Origin of the sequence: Nocardioides panacisoli (genome assembly GCF_039537325.1) — a bacterium.
Classification (GTDB): Bacteria; Actinomycetota; Actinomycetes; order Propionibacteriales; family Nocardioidaceae; genus Nocardioides; species Nocardioides panacisoli.
The window spans coordinates 118,462-143,686 of the sequence record NZ_BAABAH010000008.1 but is presented as its reverse complement, the minus strand read 5'-3'; the positions used below and the strand labels follow the sequence as shown (position 1 = coordinate 143,686).

General features: G+C 74.0%; 26 protein-coding genes and 1 pseudogene. 7 read left to right on the top strand and 20 right to left on the bottom strand.

What is annotated here, in order from left to right:
- The first annotated feature begins 2 nt into the window (after nt 1-2).
- From ABD709_RS12885 to ABD709_RS12870, 4 genes are all read left to right on the top strand, one after another.
- Nucleotides 3-1,430, top strand: coding sequence for a cobyric acid synthase (locus ABD709_RS12885; RefSeq protein ID WP_344775992.1), 1,428 nt, complete (start codon nt 3-5; stop codon nt 1,428-1,430).
- Nucleotides 1,427-2,173, top strand: coding sequence for a cobalt-precorrin-6A reductase (locus tag ABD709_RS12880; RefSeq protein ID WP_344775990.1), 747 nt, complete (start codon nt 1,427-1,429; stop codon nt 2,171-2,173). The genes ABD709_RS12885 and ABD709_RS12880 overlap by 4 nt, the downstream gene beginning before the upstream one ends.
- A gap of 9 nt (nt 2,174-2,182) precedes the next feature.
- A complete protein-coding gene (locus ABD709_RS12875; RefSeq protein WP_344775988.1) occupies nt 2,183-2,878 on the top strand; it encodes a GAF and ANTAR domain-containing protein in 696 nt (231 codons plus the stop codon).
- 106 nt (nt 2,879-2,984) lie between these two features.
- Nucleotides 2,985-3,146, top strand: coding sequence for a hypothetical protein (locus ABD709_RS12870; protein ID WP_344775986.1), 162 nt, complete (start codon nt 2,985-2,987; stop codon nt 3,144-3,146).
- 4 nt (nt 3,147-3,150) lie between these two features.
- On the opposite strand, the gene ABD709_RS12865 is transcribed toward ABD709_RS12870, so the two are convergent.
- The 3 genes from ABD709_RS12865 to ABD709_RS12855 all read right to left on the bottom strand — a co-directional run bounded on the left by ABD709_RS12865 (nt 3,151) and on the right by ABD709_RS12855 (nt 7,566).
- Nucleotides 3,151-3,303: a hypothetical protein gene (locus ABD709_RS12865; protein ID WP_344775984.1), complete on the bottom strand. Its 153-nt coding sequence runs from the start codon at nt 3,301-3,303 to the stop codon at nt 3,151-3,153.
- Nucleotides 3,304-3,512: 209 nt separating this feature from the next.
- The gene (locus ABD709_RS12860; protein WP_344775982.1) at nt 3,513-6,218 is read right to left on the bottom strand and encodes an alpha/beta hydrolase; all 2,706 of its coding nucleotides are present in this window, start codon (nt 6,216-6,218) and stop codon (nt 3,513-3,515) included.
- Between the two features lie 52 nt (nt 6,219-6,270).
- Nucleotides 6,271-7,566, bottom strand: coding sequence for an AAA family ATPase (locus tag ABD709_RS12855; RefSeq protein ID WP_344775980.1), 1,296 nt, complete (start codon nt 7,564-7,566; stop codon nt 6,271-6,273).
- A gap of 124 nt (nt 7,567-7,690) precedes the next feature.
- Here ABD709_RS12855 and ABD709_RS12850 point away from each other — a divergent pair, with 124 nt between their 5' ends.
- Nucleotides 7,691-8,116 carry an MmcQ/YjbR family DNA-binding protein gene (locus ABD709_RS12850; protein ID WP_344775978.1) on the top strand — a complete coding sequence of 142 codons (426 nt, stop codon included), beginning with the start codon at nt 7,691-7,693 and terminating at the stop codon, nt 8,114-8,116.
- Between the two features lie 3 nt (nt 8,117-8,119).
- On the opposite strand, the gene ABD709_RS12845 is transcribed toward ABD709_RS12850, so the two are convergent.
- The 5 genes from ABD709_RS12845 to ABD709_RS12825 all read right to left on the bottom strand — a co-directional run bounded on the left by ABD709_RS12845 (nt 8,120) and on the right by ABD709_RS12825 (nt 10,837).
- On the bottom strand, nt 8,120-8,533 hold the full coding sequence (locus tag ABD709_RS12845) for a VOC family protein (RefSeq protein WP_344775976.1): 414 nt from the start codon (nt 8,531-8,533) through the stop codon (nt 8,120-8,122).
- On the bottom strand, nt 8,533-9,336 hold the full coding sequence (locus tag ABD709_RS12840; RefSeq protein ID WP_344775974.1) for a glycoside hydrolase family 16 protein: 804 nt from the start codon (nt 9,334-9,336) through the stop codon (nt 8,533-8,535). Before ABD709_RS12840 ends, ABD709_RS12845 begins: the two co-directional genes overlap by 1 nt.
- Before the next feature lie 193 nt (nt 9,337-9,529).
- Nucleotides 9,530-9,760, bottom strand: a complete 231-nt coding sequence (locus ABD709_RS12835; RefSeq protein WP_344775972.1) for a hypothetical protein — start codon at nt 9,758-9,760, stop codon at nt 9,530-9,532.
- A gap of 86 nt (nt 9,761-9,846) precedes the next feature.
- Nucleotides 9,847-10,353, bottom strand: a complete 507-nt coding sequence (locus tag ABD709_RS12830; protein ID WP_344775970.1) for a pyridoxamine 5'-phosphate oxidase family protein — start codon at nt 10,351-10,353, stop codon at nt 9,847-9,849.
- 175 nt (nt 10,354-10,528) lie between these two features.
- Complete coding sequence (locus ABD709_RS12825; RefSeq protein WP_344775968.1) at nt 10,529-10,837, bottom strand: hypothetical protein; 309 nt, start codon at nt 10,835-10,837, stop codon at nt 10,529-10,531.
- A gap of 62 nt (nt 10,838-10,899) precedes the next feature.
- Here ABD709_RS12825 and ABD709_RS12820 point away from each other — a divergent pair, with 62 nt between their 5' ends.
- Nucleotides 10,900-11,478, top strand: coding sequence for a DUF6529 family protein (locus ABD709_RS12820; protein ID WP_344775966.1), 579 nt, complete (start codon nt 10,900-10,902; stop codon nt 11,476-11,478).
- Here ABD709_RS12820 and ABD709_RS12815 read toward each other — a convergent pair.
- From ABD709_RS12815 to ABD709_RS12800, 4 genes are all read right to left on the bottom strand, one after another.
- Nucleotides 11,453-12,364, bottom strand: coding sequence for a cobalamin biosynthesis protein (locus ABD709_RS12815; protein ID WP_344775964.1), 912 nt, complete (start codon nt 12,362-12,364; stop codon nt 11,453-11,455). The two genes, ABD709_RS12820 and ABD709_RS12815, sit on opposite strands and share 26 nt — an antisense overlap.
- A complete protein-coding gene (locus ABD709_RS12810; RefSeq protein WP_344775962.1) occupies nt 12,361-13,146 on the bottom strand; it encodes a CbtA family protein in 786 nt (261 codons plus the stop codon). Before ABD709_RS12810 ends, ABD709_RS12815 begins: the two co-directional genes overlap by 4 nt.
- Nucleotides 13,146-13,343, bottom strand: coding sequence for a CbtB domain-containing protein (locus tag ABD709_RS12805; protein WP_344775960.1), 198 nt, complete (start codon nt 13,341-13,343; stop codon nt 13,146-13,148). Before ABD709_RS12805 ends, ABD709_RS12810 begins: the two co-directional genes overlap by 1 nt.
- 164 nt (nt 13,344-13,507) lie before the next feature.
- Nucleotides 13,508-14,353 (bottom strand): NAD(P)-dependent oxidoreductase, encoded by an 846-nt coding sequence (locus ABD709_RS12800; RefSeq protein ID WP_344775958.1) that lies wholly within the window; start codon nt 14,351-14,353, stop codon nt 13,508-13,510.
- Nucleotides 14,354-14,528: 175 nt separating this feature from the next.
- Here ABD709_RS12800 and ABD709_RS12795 point away from each other — a divergent pair, with 175 nt between their 5' ends.
- Nucleotides 14,529-15,179, top strand: coding sequence for a hypothetical protein (locus ABD709_RS12795; RefSeq protein WP_344775956.1), 651 nt, complete (start codon nt 14,529-14,531; stop codon nt 15,177-15,179).
- 49 nt (nt 15,180-15,228) lie between these two features.
- Here ABD709_RS12795 and cobBC read toward each other — a convergent pair.
- From cobBC to ABD709_RS12750, 8 genes and pseudogenes are all read right to left on the bottom strand, one after another.
- Nucleotides 15,229-17,662, bottom strand: a pseudogene (gene cobBC / locus ABD709_RS21450) (bifunctional hydrogenobyrinic acid a,c-diamide synthase/histidinol phosphate aminotransferase CobBC).
- A complete protein-coding gene (gene cobO, locus ABD709_RS12780) occupies nt 17,659-18,264 on the bottom strand; it encodes a cob(I)yrinic acid a,c-diamide adenosyltransferase (RefSeq protein WP_344775951.1) in 606 nt (201 codons plus the stop codon). Before cobO ends, cobBC begins: the two are co-directional and overlap by 4 nt.
- Nucleotides 18,264-20,171 carry a VWA domain-containing protein gene (locus ABD709_RS12775; RefSeq protein WP_344775949.1) on the bottom strand — a complete coding sequence of 636 codons (1,908 nt, stop codon included), beginning with the start codon at nt 20,169-20,171 and terminating at the stop codon, nt 18,264-18,266. The genes cobO and ABD709_RS12775 overlap by 1 nt, the downstream gene beginning before the upstream one ends.
- Nucleotides 20,168-20,923, bottom strand: a complete 756-nt coding sequence (locus ABD709_RS12770; RefSeq protein ID WP_344775947.1) for a cobalt-precorrin-4/precorrin-4 C(11)-methyltransferase — start codon at nt 20,921-20,923, stop codon at nt 20,168-20,170. The genes ABD709_RS12775 and ABD709_RS12770 overlap by 4 nt, the downstream gene beginning before the upstream one ends.
- Nucleotides 20,920-22,122 (bottom strand): precorrin-6y C5,15-methyltransferase (decarboxylating) subunit CbiE, encoded by a 1,203-nt coding sequence (gene cbiE, locus ABD709_RS12765; protein ID WP_344775945.1) that lies wholly within the window; start codon nt 22,120-22,122, stop codon nt 20,920-20,922. The genes ABD709_RS12770 and cbiE overlap by 4 nt, the downstream gene beginning before the upstream one ends.
- On the bottom strand, nt 22,119-23,708 hold the full coding sequence (cobJ, locus tag ABD709_RS12760) for a precorrin-3B C(17)-methyltransferase (RefSeq protein ID WP_344775944.1): 1,590 nt from the start codon (nt 23,706-23,708) through the stop codon (nt 22,119-22,121). The genes cbiE and cobJ overlap by 4 nt, the downstream gene beginning before the upstream one ends.
- A complete protein-coding gene (locus tag ABD709_RS12755) occupies nt 23,705-24,373 on the bottom strand; it encodes a precorrin-8X methylmutase (protein ID WP_344775942.1) in 669 nt (222 codons plus the stop codon). The genes cobJ and ABD709_RS12755 overlap by 4 nt, the downstream gene beginning before the upstream one ends.
- Nucleotides 24,370-25,218, bottom strand: a complete 849-nt coding sequence (locus ABD709_RS12750; protein WP_344775940.1) for a nitrite reductase — start codon at nt 25,216-25,218, stop codon at nt 24,370-24,372. Before ABD709_RS12750 ends, ABD709_RS12755 begins: the two co-directional genes overlap by 4 nt.
- Nucleotides 25,219-25,225: the final 7 nt, after the last annotated feature.

Here is a 25,225-nt window from a genome sequence, read left to right as displayed (position 1 = left end):
CCTTGGTTTCGAGGCTCGCGTCGCTCGCACCTCAACCAGCGGCGGGCGCGGCGCTGCTGGTCGCCGGGATGACCTCGGACGCCGGCAAGTCGGTGGTGACCACCGCCCTGTGCCGGGCCTTCGCCCGGCGGGGGATCGCGGTGGCGCCCTACAAGGCGCAGAACATGTCGAACAACTCGATGGTCGTGCCGCTCGACGGCGGCGGGTACGGCGAGATCGGCCGGGCGCAGTGGGTGCAGGCGCTGGCGGCGCGGGCGACGCCGGAGGTCGCGATGAACCCGGTGCTGCTCAAGCCGGGCAGCGACCGGCGCAGCCATGTGGTGCGGATGGGCCTGCCGGACGGCGAGGTGTCCTCCCGGAACTGGCACGACGGACGGGCGCGGCTGGCCGAGACGGCGTTCGCCGCGTTCGACGACCTGCGGTCGCGGTTCGAGCTGGTCGTCGCCGAGGGCGCGGGCAGCCCGGCGGAGATCAACCTGCGCGCCTCGGACTACGTGAACATGGGCCTCGCGCGGCACGGCGACGTGCCGACCATCGTCGTCGGCGACATCGACCGCGGCGGCTGGTTCGCCTCGGCCCTCGGCACCCTGATGCTGCTCGACGACGAGGACCGGGCGCTGGTCAAGGGCTTCGTGGTCAACAAGTTCCGCGGCGACGTGGAGCTGCTGCGACCGGGGCTCGCCGAGCTCGAGGCGCGCACGGGACGGCCGACGTACGGCGTGCTGCCGTGGCACCCGGACCTGTGGCTGGACTCCGAGGACGCGCTGGACCTCGACGGCCGGCGCGCCGCCGACCGGCCGGACGTCCGCACCGTCGCGGTCGTGCGGCTGCCGCGCATCTCGAACTTCACCGACGTCGATGCCCTCGGTCTCGAACCCGGTCTGGACGTCGTGTTCGTGTCCGACCCGCGACGACTCGCCGAGGCGGACCTCGTCGTCCTGCCGGGAACGCGCGCGACGCGGGCCGACCTCGCCTGGCTCCGCGAGCGCGGCCTCGACCGCGCGATCCTGGCGCACGCCGCGGCGGGCCGGCCGGTGCTGGGCATCTGCGGCGGCTGCCAGATGCTCGGGCAGGTGATCCGTGACCCGCACGGGGTCGAGGGCGCGCCCGGCGCTGAGGCCGCCGGGCTGGGGCTGCTGGAGCTCGAGACGGTCTTCGCCGCGGAGAAGGTGCTGCGCGTGCACGAGCCCGCGGGCTACGAGATCCACCACGGCCGGACAGCCGGAGCGTCCAGGTCCGGGTCGGTCGTCGGGACGATGGTGCACGGGTCGCTCGAGGACGACGGGACACGCTCGACGTACCTCCGCGAGGCGCTGGGCGTCGACTCCTCCGTCTCCTTCCCGAAGGCCCGTGAGCGGCGCCTGGAGCTGCTCGCCGACCTGGTCGAGGAACACCTCGACGTCGATGCGCTGCTGGAGCTGACGCGGTGAGGGTCCTGCTGCTGGGCGGCACCGGCGAGGCGCGCGAGCTCGCGGTCCGGCTCGTCGACGCCGGGGTCGACGTCACGACCTCGCTCGCGGGTCGGGTCGAGCGCCCGCGGTTGCCCGTCGGTGCGGTGCGTACCGGCGGCTTCGGCGGCGTCGACGGCCTGCGCGCCGCGCTGCGGGAGTACGACGTCGTCGTCGACGCGACCCACCCGTTCGCAACCGGCATCACCGCGAACGCCGCCGCGGCCTGCTCGGCCGAGGGCGTGCCGCTGCTGCGGTTGGAGCGGCCCGGCTGGGCCGACCGCTCGACGCCGTCGTGGATCTGGGTGGACACCCACGAGCAGGCGGCGACCGTCGCCGGCGAGCTGGGGTCGCGGCCGTTCCTGACGATCGGCCGGCAGGAGCTCGCCCGCTTCGTGCCGGCGCTGGCCGAGCGCGAGGTGCTCGCGCGCGTCGTCGACATGCCGGACGTCGACCTGCCCGCGCCGTGGACGCTGCTGTTCTCGCGCGGTCCCTATGCCCTGGCCGGCGAGCTGGAGCTGATGACCGAGCACCGGGTCGACGTGCTGGTGACCAAGGACTCGGGCGGGTCCTCCACCTGGCCGAAGATGGAGGCCGCGGCCGAGCTCGGCCTGCCCGTGGTCGTCGTACGACGCGCTCCGCCGCCGGCCGGGGTGGAGACCGCGACCGATGTGGATCAGGTAAGCATCTGGGTACTCGATCACAGGGGCCGCCAGGTGCCTTAAGTTGTGCGAATGGACCAGCAGGACATCATCGACGTGGCGCGCCGCCTGGCAGAGGCGCTGAACCCTGGTGATCTCGACTCGACCCTCGGGCAGATCACCGCCGCGGCCGTCGAGGTACTCCCGGACGTGCACTACGCGAGCATCACCATCCGGGATGCCGATGACCGGCTCGAGACCGCCGCGCCGACCGATCCGATGCTCCTCAAGCTCGACGAGGCGCAGTACCTGTTCCGCGAGGGCCCCTGCTACGAGGCCGCGGCGGACAAGGTGCACGTGACCTCCCCGGATCTCGCGTCGGACCCCCGCTTCCCGCGCTATGCGCCGGTGGCGGTCGAGGCGGGGATCCTCGCCCAGGCCGGGATCCGACTGTTCGAGGTGAACGGCACCAGCGGTGCGCTGAACCTCTACTCCGAGCAGGTCGGCTCGTTCGGCGACCTCGCCGTGCTCGGCCAGCTGTTCGCGCACCAGGCGGGCGTAGCCCTGGACTACGCGCGCGAGATCGAGAACGTCCGCGAGGCGTTGAACAACCGCGGTGTCATCGGCCAGGCCGTCGGCATCGTGATGGAGCGGTTCCGCCTCGACGACGCCCGGGCTTTCGGATTCCTGGTCCGGCTGTCGCAGGAGGCCAACACCAAGGTGCGCGTGCTCGCCGAGGAGCTGGTGGCGAGGGCCCGCGAGGACTACGACTCGGCCGACGCGGGGTAGCCCGCAGCGGAGCCCCGACGCCGTCGCCCGCTAGACTGCAGGTCGAGCAGCTCAAAGCGCGGGCTGTGCCCGGGGCTTTCAGGCCCCGACGGCCCGGAGGTCTGTTGTGCCCGCGAACCGTCAGGTTCTTGTCCTGCTCGATGGTGGGAGTGTTCCCGGCCTGCTGCTGAAGTGGCGCAACGACTGCACGGAGGCGCTGGTGACCTATGAGATCGGCGGCCGCGTGGAGACCGACTGGGTCCCTCTCGAGCAGCTTTCGCTGAACTGAGGCCTCAGGCGGCGAGCGGCACCGCTCCGGGCAGCCCGGTGACCCGGCACGCGCAGGCGTCGCTGCACGGCAGGTAGGTGTGGACCGCGTGACCGCACCCCGTGCAGGGGAGGTCGTGAGTGAGGTGCTGCTGGTCGATCCTGGTCGTGTCCCACATGGCCTTGCTCCTGTCCGGGTTGTCCTGGTGTGACCTGGCTCACCTGAGCCAGGTTCAGCCCATCACCCGGGGCGCTCGGTCCGAAGGGGCGTTCGTCCCGTCCGGCCGGTCCGCTCGTCCTGAGGTCGGTGGGCCTTCTCTCACCAGTGCGACGAAGCAAGGTGCCGCGATTCGACAGCCGCGGCCGAAATGATCGAGCCGGAGCGCGGTCAGCGGGCGTCGAGCACCGAGACCCGGCGAGTGACCGGCCGGCGGTCGCCGACCTGGACCCGCAGGTCGAGGTACTCGCGTCCCTCCTGGACGCCGTCCTTGCGGGTGGGGACGCTCAGGACCAGCTCGGAGGCGCCGGGACGCAACCGGCCGCTCAGGTAGGCATTGAGGCGGTAGAGCGGCTTGCGGCTCTCGCTGCCCGTCGCGTGCTTCGTCAGCCAGCCGGCGGGCACGTCGGCACCGCGCAACGGCTCACCGCGGCCACGGACCACCTGGGCCGCGACATAGGTCGTGTCCGACCGCGCGCCGTCGATCCTCACCCGGATCTCGACCGGGTGACCCTCGCGGACCGAGGGCGAGACCGGCTCGACGTGCACCGCGGGCGCCGCGTCGTCGTCCACCACCGTGGCGCTTGCGAGGTAGTCGTCGGTCGCCACCCCGCGCAGCGGCCAGAGGGCGATCGAGGTGATCTGGTCCGGTCCGTCGAGGTCGTCGGCGACGTACTCGATCGGGATGGTGCCACCGGTCTGGCCCGGCGCGACGTCGACGACGAGGCGCTGGGTCTGGCCCCGCACCTGGCCCGCCGTGAACGCGACGAACTTCGACGGCTGCGTCACCGCGCCGGCGATCGTGTAGGGCACCCTCAGGACCTTGGTGCCACCGGTGCCCTCGTCGACCCGGAGCGGCTCGATGCTGACCTTCGGTGCGCGGGCGGCCTGCTCGGCGGGCAGCGTCGACGGGGCCGCGGAGACGTCCGCGACCCACACGTGGCCGTGCTCGCTGCCGGCGACCAGGTCGACCGCGGTGACGTCGGTCAGGTCGACGCCGGTGGCGGAGGAGGCGTCGACGACGACCGCCTCGGCCCAGATCTTCGTGCCGAAGTCCACCAGGGGAAGCGGCTTCGCCTCGGTCCCGGGGACGGGCTCGAGGACGGCCGAGCCGCCTGCGGAGTCACTGATCCGCACTCGGAGGTCCGGATCGCCGAGCGCCGGGTCGACGAGCGTGCGGAGCTCGAGCCGGTCGGCGCTGAGGTCGAGCGGCTCGTCGAACCGCAGGCCGCCGGTCGCACCGGTGGCGTCCCAGGAGAAGTCCAGGAACTTCCGGGTCGGCACCCGGTCGCCCTGGCCGGACCAGTCGGGCGTGACGTACTCCCCGGCGTGCCGGCCGCAGTAGGCGAACGAGCCGCTCGAGTAGGACGTGACGCCGTTGCAGAGCCGCGCGTCACCGTCGCCGGAGGGGATCGTCGGCCGCGCCTCGATCCCCGGACGGCGGGTGTCGCGGCCGCCGCCGATCGCGTGGGTCAGTACCTGGGCGTCCCCGATCGACGGGACCGTGACCGGGGAGCCGTCGAACATCGGCAGGTAGTCGTCGTCACCGGTGAACAGGTGCACGGCGCCGGCGACGTAGGCCTTGCCGACCGCCTGCTGCCCGTCGGCGGACAGCCGGCCCGGGTTGTCGCTGCCGCAGGTGGCGTCGGGGTCGCCGCCCCAGTCGTCGAACGACGGGGCGGCCGAGATCCCCGGGGTCCACTCGGTGTTGAAGAAGTTGTGGTTGGCGCCCATCACCATGACCGAGCTCTTGAGCGAGGTGTCGCCGGGGACGAGGTCGCGCGCGACGTCGGTGAACTTCTGCCCCTGGAGGTCGAAGACGTCGCCGTCGCAGTAGGGCAGCAGGGTCACCGTCGGGACGTACGGCGCGGTGTGGGCGGCGAAGTCGGTCGGCGCGATCAGCACCTGGCCGGCGATCCGGTACGGCGCGCTCGCCGGGATCTGGATCGACGCGCGATCGACGCCCTCGCCCCCGCGGCTGTGCCCGACCAGGACGACCTGGTCCATGTCGACGTGGTGCTCGGCCGCGAGGTCGACCCAGCCGTCGAGGTGCGCCTGGACGATGGTGGCGCGGGCGTCCGCGCCGCCGTCGTCGAGCCGGTAGTCCTGGGCGTTGATCCCGTTGACCCGGACCGACACGGTCGTGTAGCCCTGGGAGGCCAGCAGCCGCTGGATGTAGTCGTAGCCCAGCTGGCTGGGGATCTCGGCGTACGGCGCCTTGCACGGCCAGCCCCGGCCGCCGAAGGAGTCGGGGTCGGACGGGTCGTAGCAGACCCCGTGCCGCCCGTGCAGGAACAGCACGAGCGGGCGCGGCCCGGTCGGGGCGTCCAGGACGGGCTCGACGACGTGACCGACCATCTCGATCGGCTTGCGCATCCCCGGCACCTTGACCGAGGGCCAGGTGTAGTCGCTGGTCGTGACGTCGTAGGAACCCGGGGTGCCCGGGTCGGGCGCGGCGAGCGGCGTCGTCGCCCGGTGGGGGGCCTTGGTCGAGGAGCCGTCGGCGTCCGGGTCGAACCCGGGCTCGTCGAGCCGGTCGCCGGAGAGGACGACGTCGAGGTCGGCCGGGCTCGGCGCGCTCGGTGCGGTCACCACGGCGGACACGGTGCGACCGTCGGCGCCGACCGTCGGCGTGCCGAACGCCAGGCCGTCGCCGGTGATCGTCGGCCGGTCCGACGTCGTCGGCAGCACCTTGGGCGAGGTCCACGACACCTGGTAGCGGCCGTGGCCGAGGTCGGTCACCTGCCATGCCGGGTCATGCGGCTTCGCGGTCGGTACGGCGGGGCCCGCCGACGCGTCGGGGGAGATCGCGAGGGTCAGGCCCAGGGCTGCGGCGAGGACGAGAGCGGCGCCGGCACGGCGCGAAGCGAGCTGCACACCTCATTCACGCAGACCCGAGCGCCCGGGTTGCCCTGATCTCCGGATTCCCTCAGAGGTACTGGCCGGCCGGCGGGCCCGACGACCGCCAGCCGCCCGCCTCCGCCTGGACGACCAGCGCCTCGGTCGTGACCGTGTCGTTCGTCGCGAGCACGGTTGCGCGCACCAGCTCCTTGAGGTCGGCGCCGGTCGCGCCCTCGGTGGCACGGGCGACCGCAGGCAGGTCCAGCGGCACGTCGCACCACGCGAGGTAGCGCTCGAGGATCGCGAGCCGGCCCTCCAGGCTGGGCGCCTCCATCCGGATCACGGTGTCGAACCGGGACGAGCGTCGGGCCGCCTTGTCGACCTTGCGGTGGTCGTTGGTCGAGGCGATCACGACGACCCCGCTGCGGTCGGCCAGCCCGCCGTCCATCACGTTGAGGAACTCGCGCAGCCGGTGGGGGTTGGTCTGCCCGCGCTCGCCGGCGATCAGGTCGAGGTCGTCCATCAGCATCAGGCACGGCGACAGGTCTGCGGCGATGTCGAACAGCTCGGTCAGGTAGTGCTCGGTCACGTAGGTGCCGGGGACCAGGACGGTCGCCGAGCCGACCAGCTCGTTGGCGACGACCGTGCCGAGCTGGGTCTTTCCGGTCCCGGGAGGACCGACGAGCAGCAGGCCGGTGCTGGTGCCGAGCCCTCGGGCCGCCAGGTCGTCGGAGAGCTCGAGCACCCGGTGCACGGTCCGGTCGACCGTCGTCCAGATCGCCGGGTCCAGCTTGAGCAGGTCGCGCGTCGCAGCCGGCGGCACCCACCGGTCGAGGACGAGGCCCCGGTTGCTGGCGCCGACGCGGTAGGCCCCGGAGCGATACGGCGAGTCCGCCGTACGCCGGGCGCGCAGGAACTCGACGAAGGCGCGCTGGAGCGCCTCGGCGTCCTGGGCGCGCCCGATCAGCTCGACCCCGACGTCGTAGTGGTCGGGTGCGAGCCGGAGGACGACCGGCCCGGAGATCAGCGCGCCGGCCGGAAGCACGACGGTCGCGGACCGGAACGCGCGGACCTCGCCGGTCGCCCCGGCGACGGTCTCGCTCGCCGACGGCTGGTTCGGGCGGGCCCCGACGTGCTCGGCGGCCCACCGGGCCTGGGCCTCGTAGAGCCAGCGACCGACCGAGTGCGCGACGGTGGGCGCGACGTCCTCGGTGAGGACCACGAGCTCCGTGGCGTTCACGCCGAGCCGCGAGGCGGCGTACTCGTAGGGCGTCGGCGGGCGCGGCTCACGCCGCTCGAACTCGCGGTCGATCGCGCTCGCGAGCAGGCGCAGGGCAGCGTCGGGCGCCTCCATGAGGAGGTCAGCCGTCTCCATGTCGCTCATGTCCACCACCCTTCCCGGTCGCTCCGACGAAAATCCTCCGCGGACGGTCGTCCGCGAACGCAGTCGACCAGTGTGGGTCCTGGTCATCGGTGGGCGCTAACGGGTTTCGACCTAGCCTGGGGCCGTGGCGAGCAAGCGGTCCCGGGCAGCCCGGGTGGAGGACGTGCACGCGCTGGCGCTCGCGATGCCGCACGTCACCGTCTATCCGGGCACGAAGGGGCGGCCGGTCTACCAGGTCGGCGGCAAGTCGCTCGTCTTCTTCCGCAACCCGCGACCCGATGCCTTCGACCCCGACACGGGGGAGCGGTACGACGACGTCATCGTCCTCTGGGTCGCGGACCAGGGCGAGAAGCTCGCGATGGTGCAGGACGACGCGTCGCCGTACTTCACCACGCCGCACTTCGAGGGCCACCCCTCGGTCCTCGTGCGGGCGAGCCGGCTCGGCGAGATCACCTACGGAGAGCTCGCCGAGGTGGTCCAGGACGCCTGGCTGTCGCGGGCGTCCGCGCGGCGTCGGGAACGGTGGCTCGCGGAGCACCCGTCGGGTTGATCTTCAGGCCTCGCCCAGCTCCTCGAACAGGGTGAGCTGCAGCCCGGCGGGACCCTCGAGGCGGGAGTTGAGCGAGTCCCACGGTGTGCGGGTGGGCGGCGCCACCACCTCGGCCCCGGCGTCGGCCAGGCGGGTGGTCGTGCCGGACGCGTCGACGACCTCGAAGGCGACCCGGAGTCGTGGGCTCACCCGCTCACCCACCTCGACCCGGTCGATGTAGTCGACCTGCGCCGGGTTGGAGATCTCCAGGGTGGCCCGGCCCGCCTGGAGGATCGTGACGTTCTCGCCCTGGTCGCCGTGGAGCTGGAGCTCCTGCTCGAGGCCCAGGACGTCGCGGTAGAAGCGCACGGCCTCGTCGTAGTCGTCGGCCTCGACGACCAGCCGCATCTGCAGGACCTGCTCGTTCTCGTCGTTCATCAGGACCAGGCTCGCACCCAATCGACGTCGGTGGTACCCGAGGTCGGTGTTGCGGGCGTCCTGGCGTTGGTGCCGGCCCCGAAGGCCTGGCTGACGATCAGGTCGAACGGCTGGTCGAAGGGCTGCGGCGCCACGAGCGGCGCGTCCGGCGCCCACGCCTCGGTGAAGCAGGTGACGCCGTCGTAGATGAACCGCATCTGGCTTGGGGTCCACTCCACGGCGTACCGGTGGAACGCGGTGCCGGCGGTGGGCCGCTGGCACACGCCCGAGTCGCCGGTGTCGGACCCCGCGTAGTGCAGCGAGGCGTAGACGGCCGACGCCTTGGCGGTGAGCCGCTCGGCGACGTCGATCTCGCCGGAATTGGGCCACGGTCCGTAGGTCAGCTGCTGGGGATACATCCAGAGGGCGGAGTGGAACCCGGCCACGGACGTGTTCGGGAACCTCGCCCGGAACTCGAAGCGGCCGTAGGCCTGCGCGAACAGCCCGCGGGTCGTGATCGTGGCGACCGACGTCGTCGTGGAGAACCCACCACCGCCCGGCAGCTGACAGGTGAACGGCTGGTCCTCGACCCGTGACGTCAGGTGCGCCTGGCCACCGGACACCGAGATGTTGTCGGGGCCGGTGACGTAGCAGCCCTGGGTGCTCGTGAAGACGCCGGTCCGGGAGGTGTCCTGCGCGACCCACTTGGTCGCGTCGAGGGTGCTGCCGGTGAAGTCGTCCGTGAACGTGCACGTGTACCGGCCGCCGCCGGCCTTGGCCGGACGCTGCCCGCCGCAGGTCGGTCCGGTGACTGCGGTCGCCACCGATGCCGGCGCACTCTGCGTGGCGGCGGCGGCGGCGGATCCAGGCTGCTCGGCCGCGACCGTCAGGCTCGACAGGACGGCGGCGGTAGCAGCCGCGATTGCTGCTCGTCTCCCAGGCACGGGCGAGATCGTGGCGTAACCACGTCCCGGGACACAACTGTGCACCGGGTCCGCAGGAGACCCCGGTGCCCGCTCAGGCGACCTGGTGCAACCGGTAGCGGTGGACCGCCTCGGCGACCGTGGCCTCGTTGAGGTGCTCGCAGCCGGGGATCAGCAGCGGCGGTGCGTCCGAGCGCTCGACGACGTGGACCCGTCCGTGCAGCCAGGACTGGCGAGCAGCGCGGTCGCTGCGCCCGGCCTCGTGGTCGGCGAGGCAGCACACCTCGACCGTGAGGTCGTCCAGGGTGACAGTCGTGGTCGTCATTGCACTCTCCGTTGAGTGAAGGTCTTTCCCTGCGCATCGGCAGCCGGTCGGCGTACCTGAGCAGGGCGGCCGATCGTCGAAGTGGACTAGCGAGGTTCCGCAGTCCCGGCGGCGCCGGCAGTGTGTTGCACGATCAAATCTTCAACCGCTTTGGGGATCGTCGTCTCGAAATCGAGCAATTTGGCCCAGATCGGGATGACCGTGATCCGCGCCATCCGCTGGTACAGGGCACGTACGCCGCCCTCCCACGCCTCCATCTGCTCGGCCGGTGTGACCTTGCGCGCGGCCTCGACGTACTCGGCCGGCACGCCGTCGACGACCTCGACGGTCGCCTCGCCCCGGACGAGCAGCGCCCGCGGCGGCCACTGGCCCTGGGTGTCGATGGTGATCGCGACGCGTGGATCCTCGCGGAGGGCCGCGACCTTGGCGGACTTCACGACGGTGAAGACCTGGAGGTTGGCGCCGTCCCACCAGAACGCCACCGGTACGACGCGCGGGCCCCCGTCGCGCCCCGTGTAGGCGAGGCGGGCGGGACAGGGGCCATTGAGCAGCTCCTGGGAGATCGGCTTGGCGAGTTCCTCGGTGACGTTCATGGGTGACTCCTCCGGTCCGGACGCGGGGTGCGTCGCTGTTGCTGCTGGGACGGAGCCGCGCCGTCGTCCTCGACATCGGGCGCAGGCCACGCGCGCCAGCCGCTTCTAACGTGGCGGAGTGACGTACGGGCTGTTCCTGACGGCTTTGGCGGCGTGCGGCGGCCGCGAGGGGCGCTCAGCGCCGAACCAGTGCCGTCACCTGGACTGCCAGCACGGCGGCGCCGACCACCCGCCGGAACGGGCTCGAGCCGCGGACGAGCTCGTCCAGAGCCCAGACGAGCAGAGCGCCGTCGCGGACGCCGCTGACGGTGGCGGCGTGGGCCTCGGAGAGGTCGAAGCGGCCGAGCACCCAGGCGCCGAACCAGACGAAGAGCGGTGGGTTGGGGAACTGGGCGATGGCGAGGTCGCCGTCGGGGGAGCGGAACCACCAGGAGGCGCTGGTCGGGCCGGGGCGGGCGGGGGCTGCGGTCGTCGAGGTGCTCACCACCGGTACGTACCCGCGCGGGGCTATAGGCAACGGGTTCGAGCCACGGCATCCTGAGCGGCATGGCTCACACCTCCGCCCCGCAGCAGCGGAGCATGGCGGTCCCGCTGACCGCGTTCGCCGTCGGCGCGGTGGTCGCCGTGCTGCTGGGGGTGCTCGGGAAGGCGCACGACCCGACGCTGTCCGGTACGACGACCCTGGGCTTCAGCACCGTGCTCGCGATGAAGACCGTGCTGTCGGTCGTGATCGGCGTGCTGGCGGTCGGGCAGGTCGTGGGGGCGCTGTGGCTCTACGGGAAGCTTGGGATCGCGGCACCGTCGTGGCTCGGCTCGGCGCACCGGGTCTCCGGGACGGTGGCGCTGCTGCTCGCCGTCTTCGTCGGCTACCACTGCCTCTGGTCGCTCGGGCTGGAGTCGGGGACCTACGGGCACGGGGAGAAGGTGCCGACGCGCACCGTGGTGCACGGGGTCCTCGGCTGCGTCGTGTTCGGCGCGATCGTCGTGAAGGTGGTCGCGGTCCGCTCGAAGCGGGCGCCGGGCTGGTTCTTGCCGCTCGCCGGCGGTCTGCTCTTCGCGCTGCTGATCGCAGTCGTGCTCACCTCGGCGGGCTGGTACCTCACCGAGAAGGGCTGGCCCAGCTGACAGCTGCGGCGATCCCGGCCGAGACGAGCCCGACCCGGCGGGCGAGCCGGCGCGCCCGCGCGAGGTCGGCGCGCTCCGGCGCGCGGCCGTCACCCATCGGCGCACGGTGCTCCACACGGTCGCCGTACACGTTCCGCCCGCCCAGCCGTACGCCGAGCGCGCCCGCGAACGCCGCCTCGACCGGGCCGGCGTTGGGGCTGGGGTGGGCTCCGGCGTCACGGCGCCAGGTGCGCCAGGCGCCGCGGGGATCCTCGCCGAGGACGACGGCGAGGAGCGCGGTGACCCGCGACCCGGGCAGGTTGAGGAGGTCGTCGAGCCGGGCAGCGGCCCAGCCGAACCGCTCGTGGCGCGCCGACCGGTGGCCGATCATCGCGTCCAGCGTGTTGGCGGCGCGATGGCCGAGGAGGCCAGGGATGCCGGCGACCGCGCCCCAGACGAGGGGCGCGACGACGGCGTCGGAGGTGTTCTCGGCCAGCGACTCGACAGCGGCGCGGACCACCGCCGGCTCCCCGAGGCCTGAGGTGTCCCGGCCGACGAGGTGGGTGAGCTGCACCCGCGCCTCCGGCAGCCGGCCGTCGGCGAGCAGCCGCTCGATCACGGCACCCTCGCGGTCCAGGGAGGTCCCGCCGAGCACGGCCCACGTGGCAGCGGCCACCGTGAGCGTCCGCCGCGGCTGCCCGCCGCGCTCCAGCAGCACGCCGAGCACGACGGCGCCACCCACCAGCACGGCGACGTACCGGACTCCGGCCGGCCGCGTGTCCCGCCACCAGCGCCGCTCGAGCGCCGCGGCGACCGACCCGAAGCCGGCCACCGGGTGACCACGCCGCGGATCGGCCAGCAGCCGATCCGCGGCGTACCCGAGCAGCAGGCCGAGCGCTCGACTCACAAAGCCGCTGCGAGCGCTCGGCGCTCGCTGTCCGCGACCACGCGGTCGTGGAGCCGGCCCACCAGCGCGACCAGGCCGATCCCGATCGTCGCCCAAAGTGTCGCGGAGGTCATCAGCGACGACACCCGGAACGACCACAGCAGGTCGGCCGGGAAGTCGCCCACCTCGTCCACGGTCGGCAGCAGGAGCGCGGCACCGACGATGACGGCGAGGTAGGTCGCGCCCGCCGCGACCGTCGCCTCGAAGCCCCCGAGCCGCCGGGCCAGCCGGACCGCGAGCAGCACCGCCAGCACGACACCGGCGACGCAGATCAGCTGCATCGCGAAGTAGTCGCCCGTCCGGCTGCCGATCGTGTCGGGGTTGCCGACCGACGGCGGGTTCGCGGGGTACTTGAGGAACGGCAGCAGCACCGTCGACACGAACCCGAGCAGGGCGACCAGCGCCGTGCTCTGCCGGGCGCCGAGCCGGCCCAGCCGGCCGACCGCGCCGGCGGCGGCGAGCGCGGCGATACCGCCGTAGGTCACGCCGATCGCGAGGGTGCCGGTCGCGAGGCCCCAGGTGCGCTGGTCGTCGCGCGGGACCGGCGCCTCCTCGGAGTGCTCGTGCCGGGCGGGCTCGTGACCGGCCTCGTCACCGATGTGCGCGTGCGCGGCGGATGACTCCTCGATCGCGATCGCACGCTCGACGTACGGCTCGCCGACGAGGGAGGCGACGACGAACGCGAGAGCGCCGGCGACCAGGCCGACGAGGAGACCGCGGAGCAGGAACGCCCGCGGCGTCATCAGTGGCAGGGGTAGCCGAGCAGGTGCCGGGCGTCGTGGACCCACTCGTGGAGAGCGGCGTCGGCGCCGGCGAAGTAGACGACCACGGAGCCGATCAGCGCCGCGAACAGCGCCCACGGGGCGAGCTGCGCGAGCGGGACGGTCGGGATCTCGACGGCGGGGGAGCCGGAGAGGGGAGCAGCAGACGACTGCGACATGTGTCCTCCTCAGGGATTCATGCGTCCCTGTTCGTTGGGTGGGAGTTCGCAGGCAGTCGGGTCTGACTCGTCCACCCTCGGGTGGCATCCCAGTAGCGCGACTGTGCCGGGTTCTCACCGGCTTCCTCGTGCCTGCAGGTGCAGCCTAGGGCATGCGGGGCCGTTCAGTGGGCGAGGTACGTCGCCGCCATGTCCTTGTCGCCGTGCCCGGCCTCGACGGCCTGGGCGAAGTGGTCGCGGATGACCGGGAGCAGGCCGGGATCGACGCCCGCCGCCCGGGCCGCGTCCAGGATCAGGTCGGCGTCCTTGAGAGCACCGCCGAGCGCGAACGCCGGGTCGAACCGGCCGTCGAGCATCGCCTTGCCCTTGAGCTGGACGTACGGCGCGTCCATCGCGCCGCCACCGACCGCCTCGAGGAAGAGCGCCGGGTCGATCCCGAGGTCGCGCGCGAGGGCGAGCGACTCCGCGACACCCTCGAGCACCGCGAACACCCAGTGGTTGGCGACCAGCTTGAGCCGGGTGCCGGCGCCCGCGTCGCCGACCCACATCGTCCGGCTGCCGATGGCGTCGAGGATCGGCGCCACCCGGTCGCGCGCGTCGGCGGGACCGGAGGCGAGCACCACCAGCGTGCCGTCCTCGGCAGGCTTCTTGGTCCCGAGCACCGGGGCGTCGACGAGGACGAGACCGAGCTCGTCGGCCAGCTTGGCCGCGCGGGCCGTGCCGTCGACACCGATCGTGCTCTGCTGCAGCCAGACCGTGCCCGGCTCGACCGTGCCCCGGAGTCCCTCGACGACGTCGATGACGCTGTCCGCGTCGTAGAGGATCGTGAGCAGCACGTCGGCGCCCTCGACGGCCTCGGCCGGGGTGTCGCAGACGGTGGCGAGGTCGGCGAGCGGCTCGGCCTTGTCGCGGGTGCGGTTCCACACCCGGAGGTCGATGCCGGAGGTGACGATGTTGCGCGCCATGCCGAAGCCCATGGTGCCGGTACCGAGAAGTGCGACGGTGGTCATGCGCTCCATCGTTGCGCACGCGTGGTGGCGGGCCGTCCGCGCGGTGCGCAAGCCGATCTGGAACGACCGCAGTGTGGCGTGGATCCCATCCGTGCGGCGAGTGCCAACGAACCCCTCGTGTCCGATGACGTACACATCCAAGGCGCCTCTCGGGGTGTCGAACGGAGAAATCTCCATGAGACTCACGCGCACACGCAAGACGACGATCGCCGCCGTGCTGACGCTCACGGCCGCCGGTGCCGTCGGCGTTTCCCTCAGCAACTCCTCGGCGGCGCCCAGCGCGCACCGCGGCGCTGACGTCACCACGAACGCCAAGCTCGACCCGCTCAACAACTCGGCGGCGTCCGGCCACGCGCAGGTCACGATCAGCGGCAGCAACCTGAAGGTCGTCCTGAACGCCCGGCGGCTGCTCAAGGGCATGCCGCACGCCGAGCACATCCACTTCGGCCCGAAGGCCCGCCACGAGTGCCCCAGCGTCCGCGACGACAGCAACAGCGACCACCGCCTGAACACCGCCGAGGGAACGCCGGCCTACGGCCCGGTCCGCATCTCGCTGACGACCAAGGGCGACACCAGCCCCGACAGCACGCTCGCGGTGAACCGGTTCCCGACCGCGCCGAAGGGCCGGATCAGCTACTCGCGCACGATCCACGTGAAGCCCGCGCTCGCCGAACGGATCGCCGCGGGCAAGGGCGTCCTGGTGATCCATGGCATCGACTACAACCACAACGGCAAGTACGACTTCAAGGGTGCCGGCAAGAGCGAGCTCGACCCCAGCCTCCCTGCGGAGGCGACGGACCCCGTCCTCTGCGGCCGGCTCCAGTGAACGTCTGACGTTCCGTAGGCGCGCCACCCGGCGCCCCCCTGTTGGGGGGTTACGGCGTCCCGGTGCGAGAGCCCGGGACGCCGTCTTCCGTCTCCGTCGACGTCAGGGCGCGGAGCAGCCGGTCCGTGCGGTCGGGGGGACGAACGGCGATCCGGACCCAGGAGGCGTCGAGGCCGGGGAACGTGTCGGCACGGCGGACGGCGATCCCGGCGTCGCGCAGGCGGCCGTGCACCCCATGACCCACTTGGGCGAGGACGAACGACGCGGCCGACGCAAGGTGGCGCACGCCGAGCTCGGCCAGGCCGCGCTCGAGGTGGTCGCGCCAGGCCGCGACCAGCCCGGCACGGTGCGCGGCCTCGGCGAGGGCGGCGGGGGAGCAGCACGCCTCGACCGCCGCGGCGGCGGCGGTGGCCACCGACCACGGCGTCTGGAAGTGCGCGAGCCCGGCGACGACGTCCGCGCCGCCCAGGAGGTAGCCCGCACGTACGCCGGGGATGCCCCAGTGCTTGGTGAGTGACCGGATCACCAGCAGCCCGGGGTCGCGGACGGCCACGACGCTCTCCCGCTCGCCCGGCACGCAGTCGATGAACGCCTCGTCGACGACCACGAGCCGTCCCGGCCGGGTCAACGACCGGATCGCGGCCGCCGGGTGCAGCCGCCCGGTCGGGTTGGTGGGGTTGCCGACCACGACGAGATCCGCGTCGTCCGGGACGGCGCCCGGGTCGAGCGCGAACGGCTCGGGGAGCAGCACGGGCGTGACCGCGTGCCCGGCCTGCTCGAGCGCCGCGTGCGGCTCGGTGAACTGCGGGTGCACGACCACCGGCCGCCGCCACGCGCGCATCCGGGCGACCAGCGTGAACGCCTCGGCCGCGCCGGCGGTGACGAGCACGTCGTCGACCGGCCGGCCGTGCCGCGCGGCCACGGCCCCCCGCGCGGCAGCGCTGCACGGGTAGGCGCCGACGTCGTCGAGCGAGGCGCGCAGGGCTGCGTCCAGCCACGCGGGCCGCGGGCCGCCGTACACGTTCACGGCGAAGTCCTCCATCCCGGCGACCTCGACGTCGCCGTGATGGCGCAGCGGGTCATCCATGCGCGTGCACCGCCGCGGCGAAGCGCCGGGCCAGCCGCGGGTGGCCGGCCCAGTGGGTGTGCAGGTACGACGCGTGCAGGCTCGCCGACGTGAAGCCGACCCGCTCGCCGTCGACCTCCCAGGCCGGGTGGTCCCCGGTGCCCGGGTCGACGACGGTCCGGTGGAACTCGTGGCCGGTCACCCGCTCGCCTGCGCGGGTGAGCAGCGAGTCGCCGAGCGCGGTCACCTCGGGGTAGCGCAGCGTCAGGCCGTCGGTCATCCGGGCGTCGGCGTCGATCACGCCGGCCATCGGCGCGCCGTCCAGGCTGCGGCAGAGGTAGAGCAGCCCCGCGCACTCCGCGACCGTCGGCAGCCCGTCGAGCACCGCGGTCCGGATCTCGTCGCGGAGGCTCGCGTTGTCGCTGAGGGCCGCGGCGTGCACCTCCGGGAAGCCGCCGCCGAGGTAGAGCCCCCGGGTGCCCGCCGGCAGCGAGCGGTCCGTGGCCGGGTCGAACGCGACCACCTCGCACCCCGCCGCCTCGAGGAGCTCCGCCGTCTCGGCGTACCGGAACGTGAACGCCCGTCCCCCCGCCACCGCGACCGCCGGTGGTTGAGGTGCGAGCGAAGCGAGCCTCGAAACCTCCGGCTGGGCCGCCGGTGGTTGAGGCGCGAGCGAAGCGAGCCTCGAAACCTCCGACCCCGGCGTCCACGGGTCGGAGTCGAGGTCCGGAGCTGCGCGGGCGACAGCGAGGACGGCGTCGAGGTCGACGGTCCGGGCGACGACCTCGGCCAGCCGGGCGACCACGGTGGCGGCCTCGTCCCGCTCGGCGGCCGGGACCAGGCCCAGGTGCCGGGAGGGGGTGGCGAGCCCGGGGTCGCGGGGGATCACACCGAGCACCGGCAGCCCGACGGACTCGGTGACCTCGGCGGCGTGCCGGGGGGAGCCCGCCTGGTTGAGGATCACGCCGGCGACCTCGATGGACGGGTCCCAGGTCGCCATCCCGTGGACCACCGCCCCGATCGACCGCGAGGACCGGGAGATGTCGACGACCAGCACCACCGGGGTCCGGGTCAGCGCGGCGACGTGGGCGGTCGAGGAGAAGCCCTGGGAACCGACGCGCCCGTCGAAGAGCCCCATCACGCCCTCGACGACGGCCACGTCGGCCGGCTCAGGGGTCAGCGCGCCGTGCAGCAGCAACGGCGCGACGAGGTCCTCGCCGACCAGGTGCGGGTCGAGGTTGCGGCCGGGCCGCCCGCAGGCGAGCGCGTGGTAGCCCGGGTCGATGTAGTCCGGTCCGACCTTGTGCCCGCTGACGACGTGGCCCGCCTGGCGCAGGGCGGCCATCAGGCCGGTGGCGACGGTGGTCTTGCCCTGGCTGGTCGCCGGGGCGGCGACCACGATGCGGGGGAGCTTCACCACTCGATCCCCCGCTGGCCCTTCTGGCCGGCGTCCATCGGGTGCTTCACCTTGGTCATCTCGGTGACCAGGTCGGCGGCGTCGATCAGCCTCGGGTCCGCGCGCCGCCCGGTGATCACGACGTGCTGGTGACCGGGCCGGTCCGCCAGCGTGCGCACGACGTCCTCGACGTCGACCCAGCCCCAGTTGATCGGGTAGGTGAGCTCGTCGAGCAGGTAGAGGTCGTGCCGCTCCGCGGCGATCCGCCGCTTGATCTCCGCCCAGCCCTCGGCCGCCGCGGCGGCCTGGGCTTCGGGGGAGGCGTCCTCGCCCGTCTTCCGCGACCAGGACCAGCCCGAGCCCATCTTGTGCCACTCGACGGTGCCGGGTCCCGGCGGGAGCTGCTCGAACGCGGTCTGCTCGCCGAGCCGCCACTTGGCCGACTTCACGAACTGGAACACCCCGATGTCCCAGCCCTGGTTCCACCCGCGGAGCGCGAGGCCGAAGGCCGCGGTCGACTTCCCCTTGCCGTCCCCGGTGTGCACGATCACCAGCGGCCGGTTGCGGCGCTGCTTCGTGGTGAGACCGTCGTCGGGTACGGCGACCGGCTGTCCCTGCGGCATCAGGCGGCCCTCCCGCGCGCCGCCGTCACCAGCGCGTCCGCGCTCACGTCGCCGACGGGGACGTGCTCGGCGCCGAGGTGCTCCGCGAGCACCCGCGCGAGGCCCATCCGCATCGGGCCGCTCTCGCAGTCCACGACGACGGAGGCGACGCCGGCCCGGGCCAGGTCGGCGGCCGCAGCCCGGCTCCGGGCGACCGCGTCGCCGCCGGCGGTCGCCCGGCCGTCGGTGACGACGACCAGCAGCGGGCGCCGCCGGGGGTCGCGGATCCGCTCGACCTCGAGCACCGCCGTGGCCCGGAGCAGGCCCTCGGCCAGCGGCGTCCGGCCACCGGTCGGCAGGTCGCCGAGCCGGCGTGCGGCCACGTCCACCGAGCCGGTCGGCGGCAGTGCGAGGTCGGCTCGGTCGCCCCGGAAGGTCACCATGCCCACCTTGTCCCGCCGCTGGTAGGCGTCGAGGAGCAGGCTCAGCACGGCCGTCTTCACCTGCTCCATCCGTCGGCGGGCCGCCATCGAGCCGGACGCGTCCACGCAGAAGAGCACCAGGTTGGACTCGCGTCCCTCGCGGACGGCGACCCGGACGTCGGCCGGCCGGAGCAGGAGCCGGCCCCCGGTGCGGCCGCGTGCGTGCTGGTGGGGTGCTGCCGCCAGGATCGTCTCGACCAGGTGCAGGGCACCCGATCCGTCGCCCGGTCGCTCGGCGCCCACGCGGCGCCCGCTGTCGGTTCGCGCCCGGCTGCGCCGCCCCGCCGTACCGGCGCCGGCGCCGGTGACCGTGAACAGCCGGGTGCGGTACGGCGACCCGGCGGTCGCCGCCGACGTCGGCGCGGGGCCGCCGCCCTCCGCAACGTCCTGCGGATCGCTCGCCGGAGCGTCCGATTCGTAGGACGTTGCGTCACCGGGCGAGGTGTCCGGCGGGCCGCCGGGTCCGTCGGGGTCGGGCTCGGGGTCGGGGCCGCCGTCCGGATCGAGGTCGTCCGGGCCGAGCGCGTCCCGCAGCAGGTCGTCGTCCAGCCCGGGACTGTCGAACGGGTCGCGTCGTCGCCGGTGCGGCAGCGCGAGCCGAGCGGCCACCTCGACGTCGGCCAGCTGCACCGTCGAGCGGCCGCACCACGCGGCGTGCGCGGCGGCGGTACGGGCCATCACGATGTCGGCCCGCAGCCCGTCGACGTCGAACGCCGCGCAGACCTCGGCGATCCGGAGCAGGGCGCGGTCGGAGAGCACGACGTCGCCGACCAGCTTCCGCGCGTCGGCGATCCGCGACCGCAGGGTCTCCTCCGCATCGGCCCAGCGGGCGGCGAACGCCGCAGGGTCGGCGTCGTGGGCGATACGTCGGCGTACGACCTCGGCGCGCAGCGCCGGCTCCCGCGGCGCCGCCACCTCGACGGCGAGCCCGAACCGGTCGAGCAGCTGCGGGCGGAGCTCGCCCTCCTCGGGGTTCATCGTGCCGACGAGCACGAACCGCGCGTCCCGCTCGACCGAGACGCCGTCGCGCTCGACCCTGACCCGGCCCATCGCGGCGGCGTCGAGGAGCACGTCGACCAGGTGGTCGTGCAGGAGGTTGACCTCGTCGACGTACAGGAGCCCGCGGTGGGCCTGCACGAGGAGCCCGGGCTGGTACTCCGCCCGGCCCTCGCCGAGCGCGCGCTCGAGGTCGATCGAGCCGAGGACCCGGTCCTCGGTGGCGCCGATCGGGAGCTCGACCAGGCGGGCCGGCCGGTCGTCGACCGGCGGCAGCACGGCCGCGAGCGCGCGGACGATCGTCGACTTCGCCGTGCCCTTCTCGCCGCGCACCAGCACGCCGCCGACCTCGGGGGAGATCGCGGTGAGGACGAGGGCGAGCGCCATCGGGGAGAGCCCGTCGGGGTGGTCGGGGGACGCGCCGAGAACGGCGCTGAAGGGGTAGCTCATCGGTTCCTCTCGGCGGAGTAGAGATGGGACTCGCACGCGCCCTCGGGGCGCGCGGCCAGCGCCGGGCCGACCAGGACCAGCGCCGCCTGTCGCAGGCCCGCGGCCTCGACCCGGTCGGCGATCGGGTCGGGCCCGCCGACCGTCCCGCGCAGCACCAGCTCGTCCGGCTGGCTGGCGCGGTGCACGACGACGACGGGGCAGCCGGTGCCGTAGTGCTCCGCGAGCTCGGCCATCAGCTCGCGGGTGCGGGTGATCGCGAGGTGCAGCACGAGCGTCGCGCCGGTCACGGCGTACGCCGCCAGCGACTCGCGCTCGGGCATCGCCGTCGAGCGGGCATGGGTGCGGGTGAGCACGACGGTCTGCGCGACGCGGGGGACGGTGAGCTCGGTCCCGACCAGTGCGGCCGCGGCGGCGTAGGCGGGTACGCCGGGTGTCACGTCCCACGCGACCCCGGCCGCGCCCAGGCGGCGCGCCTGCTCGTGCAGGGCGGAGTAGAGCGACGGGTCGCCGGAGGTGAGCCGTACGACGTCGAGCCCGTCTCGGGCCGCCGCGACGAGCACCGCGGTGATCCGGTCCAGGTCCAGGCGCTGGGTGTCGACCAGCCGGGCGCCGGGCCGGCAGTGGTCGAGGACGGCGGCGTCCAGGTAGGTGCCGGGAAAGAGCACCACGTCGGCGGCGGCGAGAAGTCGCGCCGCGCGCAGGGTGAGCAGGTCGGACGCACCCGGTCCGGCGCCGACGAAGTGGACGGTCATCGGGTCTCCTTGGTCCAGGCCCACTGCGTGACGGCGCGAGCCGGGGACCAGCCGCGGAAGCGGTCGCCGAGCGGCGCGGCCTGCTCCACCGACAGCCGCACCAGCTCGCCACCGTGCTCGTCGTGGGCGTCGAGCAGCAGCCGCTCGGTCTCGAGGGTGACGCCGTGCGCGACGAGTCGGCCGCCGGGGCGGAGCCGGTCGCGGCACAGGTCCAGCACGGCGGTGGTGGCCCCGCCGCCGACGAAGACGGCGTCCGGGTCGGGCAGGTCGAGGAGCGCGTCGGGGGCGCGGCCGTGGACGACGTCGAGGGAAGGTACGCCGAGTGCGCCGGCGTTGCGCGCGATGCGGGCGGCCCGCTCGGGGCGGCCCTCGACCGCCACCGCCCGGCACAGCCGGTGCGAGCGCAGCCACTCGATGCCGACCGATCCCGCGCCGGCCCCGACGTCCCAGAGCAGCGCGCCGGGCTGCGGCCGCAGGCGGGCGAGGGCCGAGGCGCGCACGTCGCGCTTGGTCAGCTGGCCGTCGTGCTCGTAGGCCTCGTCCGGGAGCCCCGCCGCCCAGCTGTTCGCCGGCGGACCCGCGACCTCGAGCGCGAGCACGTGCAGCCGCGGCACGTCCTCGCGCGCCCACGCCTCCTCCGCGTGCCCGTCGTGGCGGGTCTCGCGGTCCGACCCCAGATCGCCGAGCACCGTCATCCGGGTGGCACCGAAGCCGTGGTTCCGCAGCAGGGCGGCGACGGTCGCCGGCGTCGACTCGTCCGCGGAGAGCACGAGCAGGCGCCGGCCGGGCGTGAGCTCGCGCCGCAGCACGTCGGGGTCGCGGCCGACGAGCGTGAGGACCTCGCTCGATTCCGCCGACCAGCGCATCCGCGCGCGGGCGAGCGCCACGGACGAGATCGTGGGCAGGACGGTGACGTCGACGCCGAGGCCGGCCAGCGTCGTGCCGATGCCCGACACCATCGGGTCGCCCGAGGCGAGGGCGACGACCTTCCGGCCGTCGAGCCCGGCGACCAGCTCCCCGACGCCGGTCAGCGGCCGCGGCCAGGGTCGTCGTACCTGGCCGTCGACCGGAGGGACCAGCACGAGGTGCCGCTCGCCGCCCAGGAGCACGCCGGCCGCGAGCACCTGGGCGCGGGCGGGCTCCGCGAGGCCGGCCCAGCCGTCGGCGCCGATCCCGACCACGGTCACGTGGCCGGTCATCGGACCCACCGCGGTGTCCAGACCACGCCGTCGGGCTCGGCCCGCGTCGCCGACGCGCCGACGAGGAGGAGGCACTTCATGTCGATGCTGTCCGCGTCGAGGCCGCCGAGCGTCGTGACCGTGAGCGACTCCTCCGCGCGGCCGACGTCCCGGCCCACGACGACCACCGTGTCGGGGGAGCGGTGCTCGAGCAGCACCTTCTGCGCCGCGACGACCTGGTCGCGCCTGGACCGCGATGCCGGGTTGTAGATCCCCAGCACCAGGTCCGCCTCCGCGATCGCCCGCAGCCGGCGCTCGACGACCGGCCAGGGCTTGAGGCGGTCGGACAGGCTGAGCACGGCGAAGTCGCCACCGATCGGCGCGCCCGCGCGGGCCGCGACCGCCTGGATCGCGCTCACGCCCGGCACCACCCGCACCGGCACGGCGCCGTACCGCTCGTCGCCGGCCCGGGCCTCGAAGACCGCCGTCGCCATCCCGAACACCCCCGCGTCGCCGCCGGAGACCACCGCCACCCGCTCGCCGCGCAGAGCCAGGTCCAGGGCGAGCCGCGCCCGGTCCAGCTCGACGGTGTTGCCGGACGCGTGCCGCTGCAGCCCCGCGCGCTGCGGCACCCGCGCCACGTACGGCGCGTACCCCACCACGTGGTCGACCTCCGCCAGCACCTCCCGCGCCTCGGCCGTCAGCCACCCCTCGGGCCCCGGCCCCAGCCCCACGACCGCCAGCTCCGCCGAATCTTTTGTGGTTCCGGTCCGAATCTTTTGCGATGACGCCGCGGAAACGGCATCAGGAAGGATTCGGCCCCGCACGACTGACGATTCGCGCATGCGGGTGGCGTGGCGGCCGGCGGGGGCGGTGTCGCCGGGGACGACGACGAGGGAGAAGTAGGGGACGGTGGCGGGATCGACGTCGGCGACCGGGAGCCAGCGCTCCTCGGGCATGGAGGCGCGCTCGACGTACCGCGCGCCGTCCAGGCGGCCGGCCTGCTCGAGGGCGGAGCGCACGGCGGGGAAGGTCCGCCCGAGCTTCATGATGATCGCGCCGTCGGTGTCGGCGAGGCGGCGGGCGAGCTCGGGCCCGGGCAGCGTGCCGGCGAGCACGGTGAGGACGTCGGACTGCCGGACGAGCGGCTGGCTGAGGAAGGCGGTTGCGGCCGTGAACGCCGGGACCCCGGGCACCACCTCGGTGTCGAAGCGGTCGCGGAGCCGGTCGACGAGGTACATCGACGAGCCGTAGAAGAGCGGGTCCCCCTCGGCGAGGAGTACGACGTCCCGCCCGGCCGCCAGGTGCGCGCCGACCCGGTCCTCGCACTCGTCGTAGAAGTCGGCGAGCGCGCCCACGTAGCCGCCGGGGTGGTCGGTCGACCCCGTGGTCACGGGGTAGCGCAGCTCCTCCTCGACGACACCCGCCGGCACCAGGTCGCCGGCGATCCGGCGAGCGTGCGACTGCTTGCGCACGCCGGCGTGGAAGGCGACGACGTCGGCCTCGCCGATCAATCGTGCCGCCTTGAGGGTGATCAGCTCGGGGTCGCCGGGCCCGATGCCGACGACGCGGAAGGATCCGCGACGACCGCCCGGTCGCGCGTTCACTCCGCCTCCTGGGCGAGGGCGTTGACGGCCGACGACGCCATCGCCGAGCCGCCGCGTCGGCCGCGGACCGTCACGTAGGGGACGTCGATCCCGTGCTCGCCCGCGAGCCCGACGAGCGCCTCCTTCGACTCCGCCGCACCGATGAACCCCACCGGGCACCCGACGATCGCGGCCGGCCTCGGCGCGCCCGCGAGCAGCATCTCGAGCAGGTGGAACAACGCGGTGGGAGCGTTCCCGATCGCGACGACCGCGCCCTCGAGGTACGGCTCCCACAGCGACACCGCCGCCGCCGTGCGCGTCGTCCGCCACTCCCGCGCGAGGCCGGGCACCAACGGATCGGTGAGGAAGCAGAGAACCTCGTTGCCGGCGGGCAGCCGACCTGCGGTGATGCCCATCGCGACCATCCGCGCGTCGCACAGCACGGGTGCGCCCGCGGCGAGAGCCGCGCGGCCGGCCGACGCGAGCTCGGGATGGATCACCAGATCGTCGACGAGGTCGGTCTGGCCGCTGCCGTGGATCATCCGTACGGCGACCTTCTCCGCATCGGCCGGGATGCGGGACAGGTCCGTCTCCCGCCGGATCGTCGCGAACGAGTCGACGTAGATCGCCGGCCCGTCGGCCAGGTAGTCGTAGCGGCGGGGCGGGGGCGCGATCGCCGTACTCACAGGAGGACGCCGTGCCACGGCGTGACCACCACCTCTGCGGTCCGCTCGGCCCACCCGCGAGCGAGGCCGAGGGAGATGCCGTCCTCGCCGACGGCGACGTGCTCACCGCCGGGCACCTCGCCGTACGGAAGCTCGAATGGACGGCGAGAGACCTTCGAATCAACCTCTACAGACCCTCGAATCAACGGGGTGGGGAGCTCGTCGACGTGCCAGGCGGCGTTGGGGCCGGTGCCGCGCGCGGCGAGGAACTCCTCCGCCAGCCCCACCAGTACGCCGACCGCCGCCTCGAGCCGCACCTCGGGTCCCCAGCCGCGGCCGACCACGAGCCGCGCGGTGCCGGCGCCGCGGGCGACCAGGCCGAGGTCGCGGTGCCGGCCGAGCACGTCGCCGCGCCCGTCGTCGAGGGTGAACAGGAACCGCCCGGGCAGCCCGGCGAGCAGCGGCGAGGCGCAGATCGCCGCGTCCAGCGCGGCGAGAACCGGGCGCAGGTCCGCGAGGCCGCCGGCGCGGCCGGTCTGAGGCGAGCACAGGATGTTCCGCGCGAGGTCGTGCGACCGCGACGGCAGCAGCCCGGTCGCCTCGATCGCCGCGACCACCTCGGCCGGCAGGGACCCGGACGAGAGCGGCAGGCCGCGGAGCTGCAGGTTCGCCCGGGCGGTCACCCGGACCCGCCGGTCGCCGTACGCCTCGGCGACGCGGGTCAGCGCCACCAGTGCGGGCGTCGGCACCCGCCCGCCCGGGACGCGTACCCGCACCAGGGCGCCGTCGTCGGCCGGCCACGGGCGCAGCACGCCGGGGCAGCGGTCGGGACGGGTACGGGCCGTGCCCGAGAGCGTCGCGCTCATCGCGCTC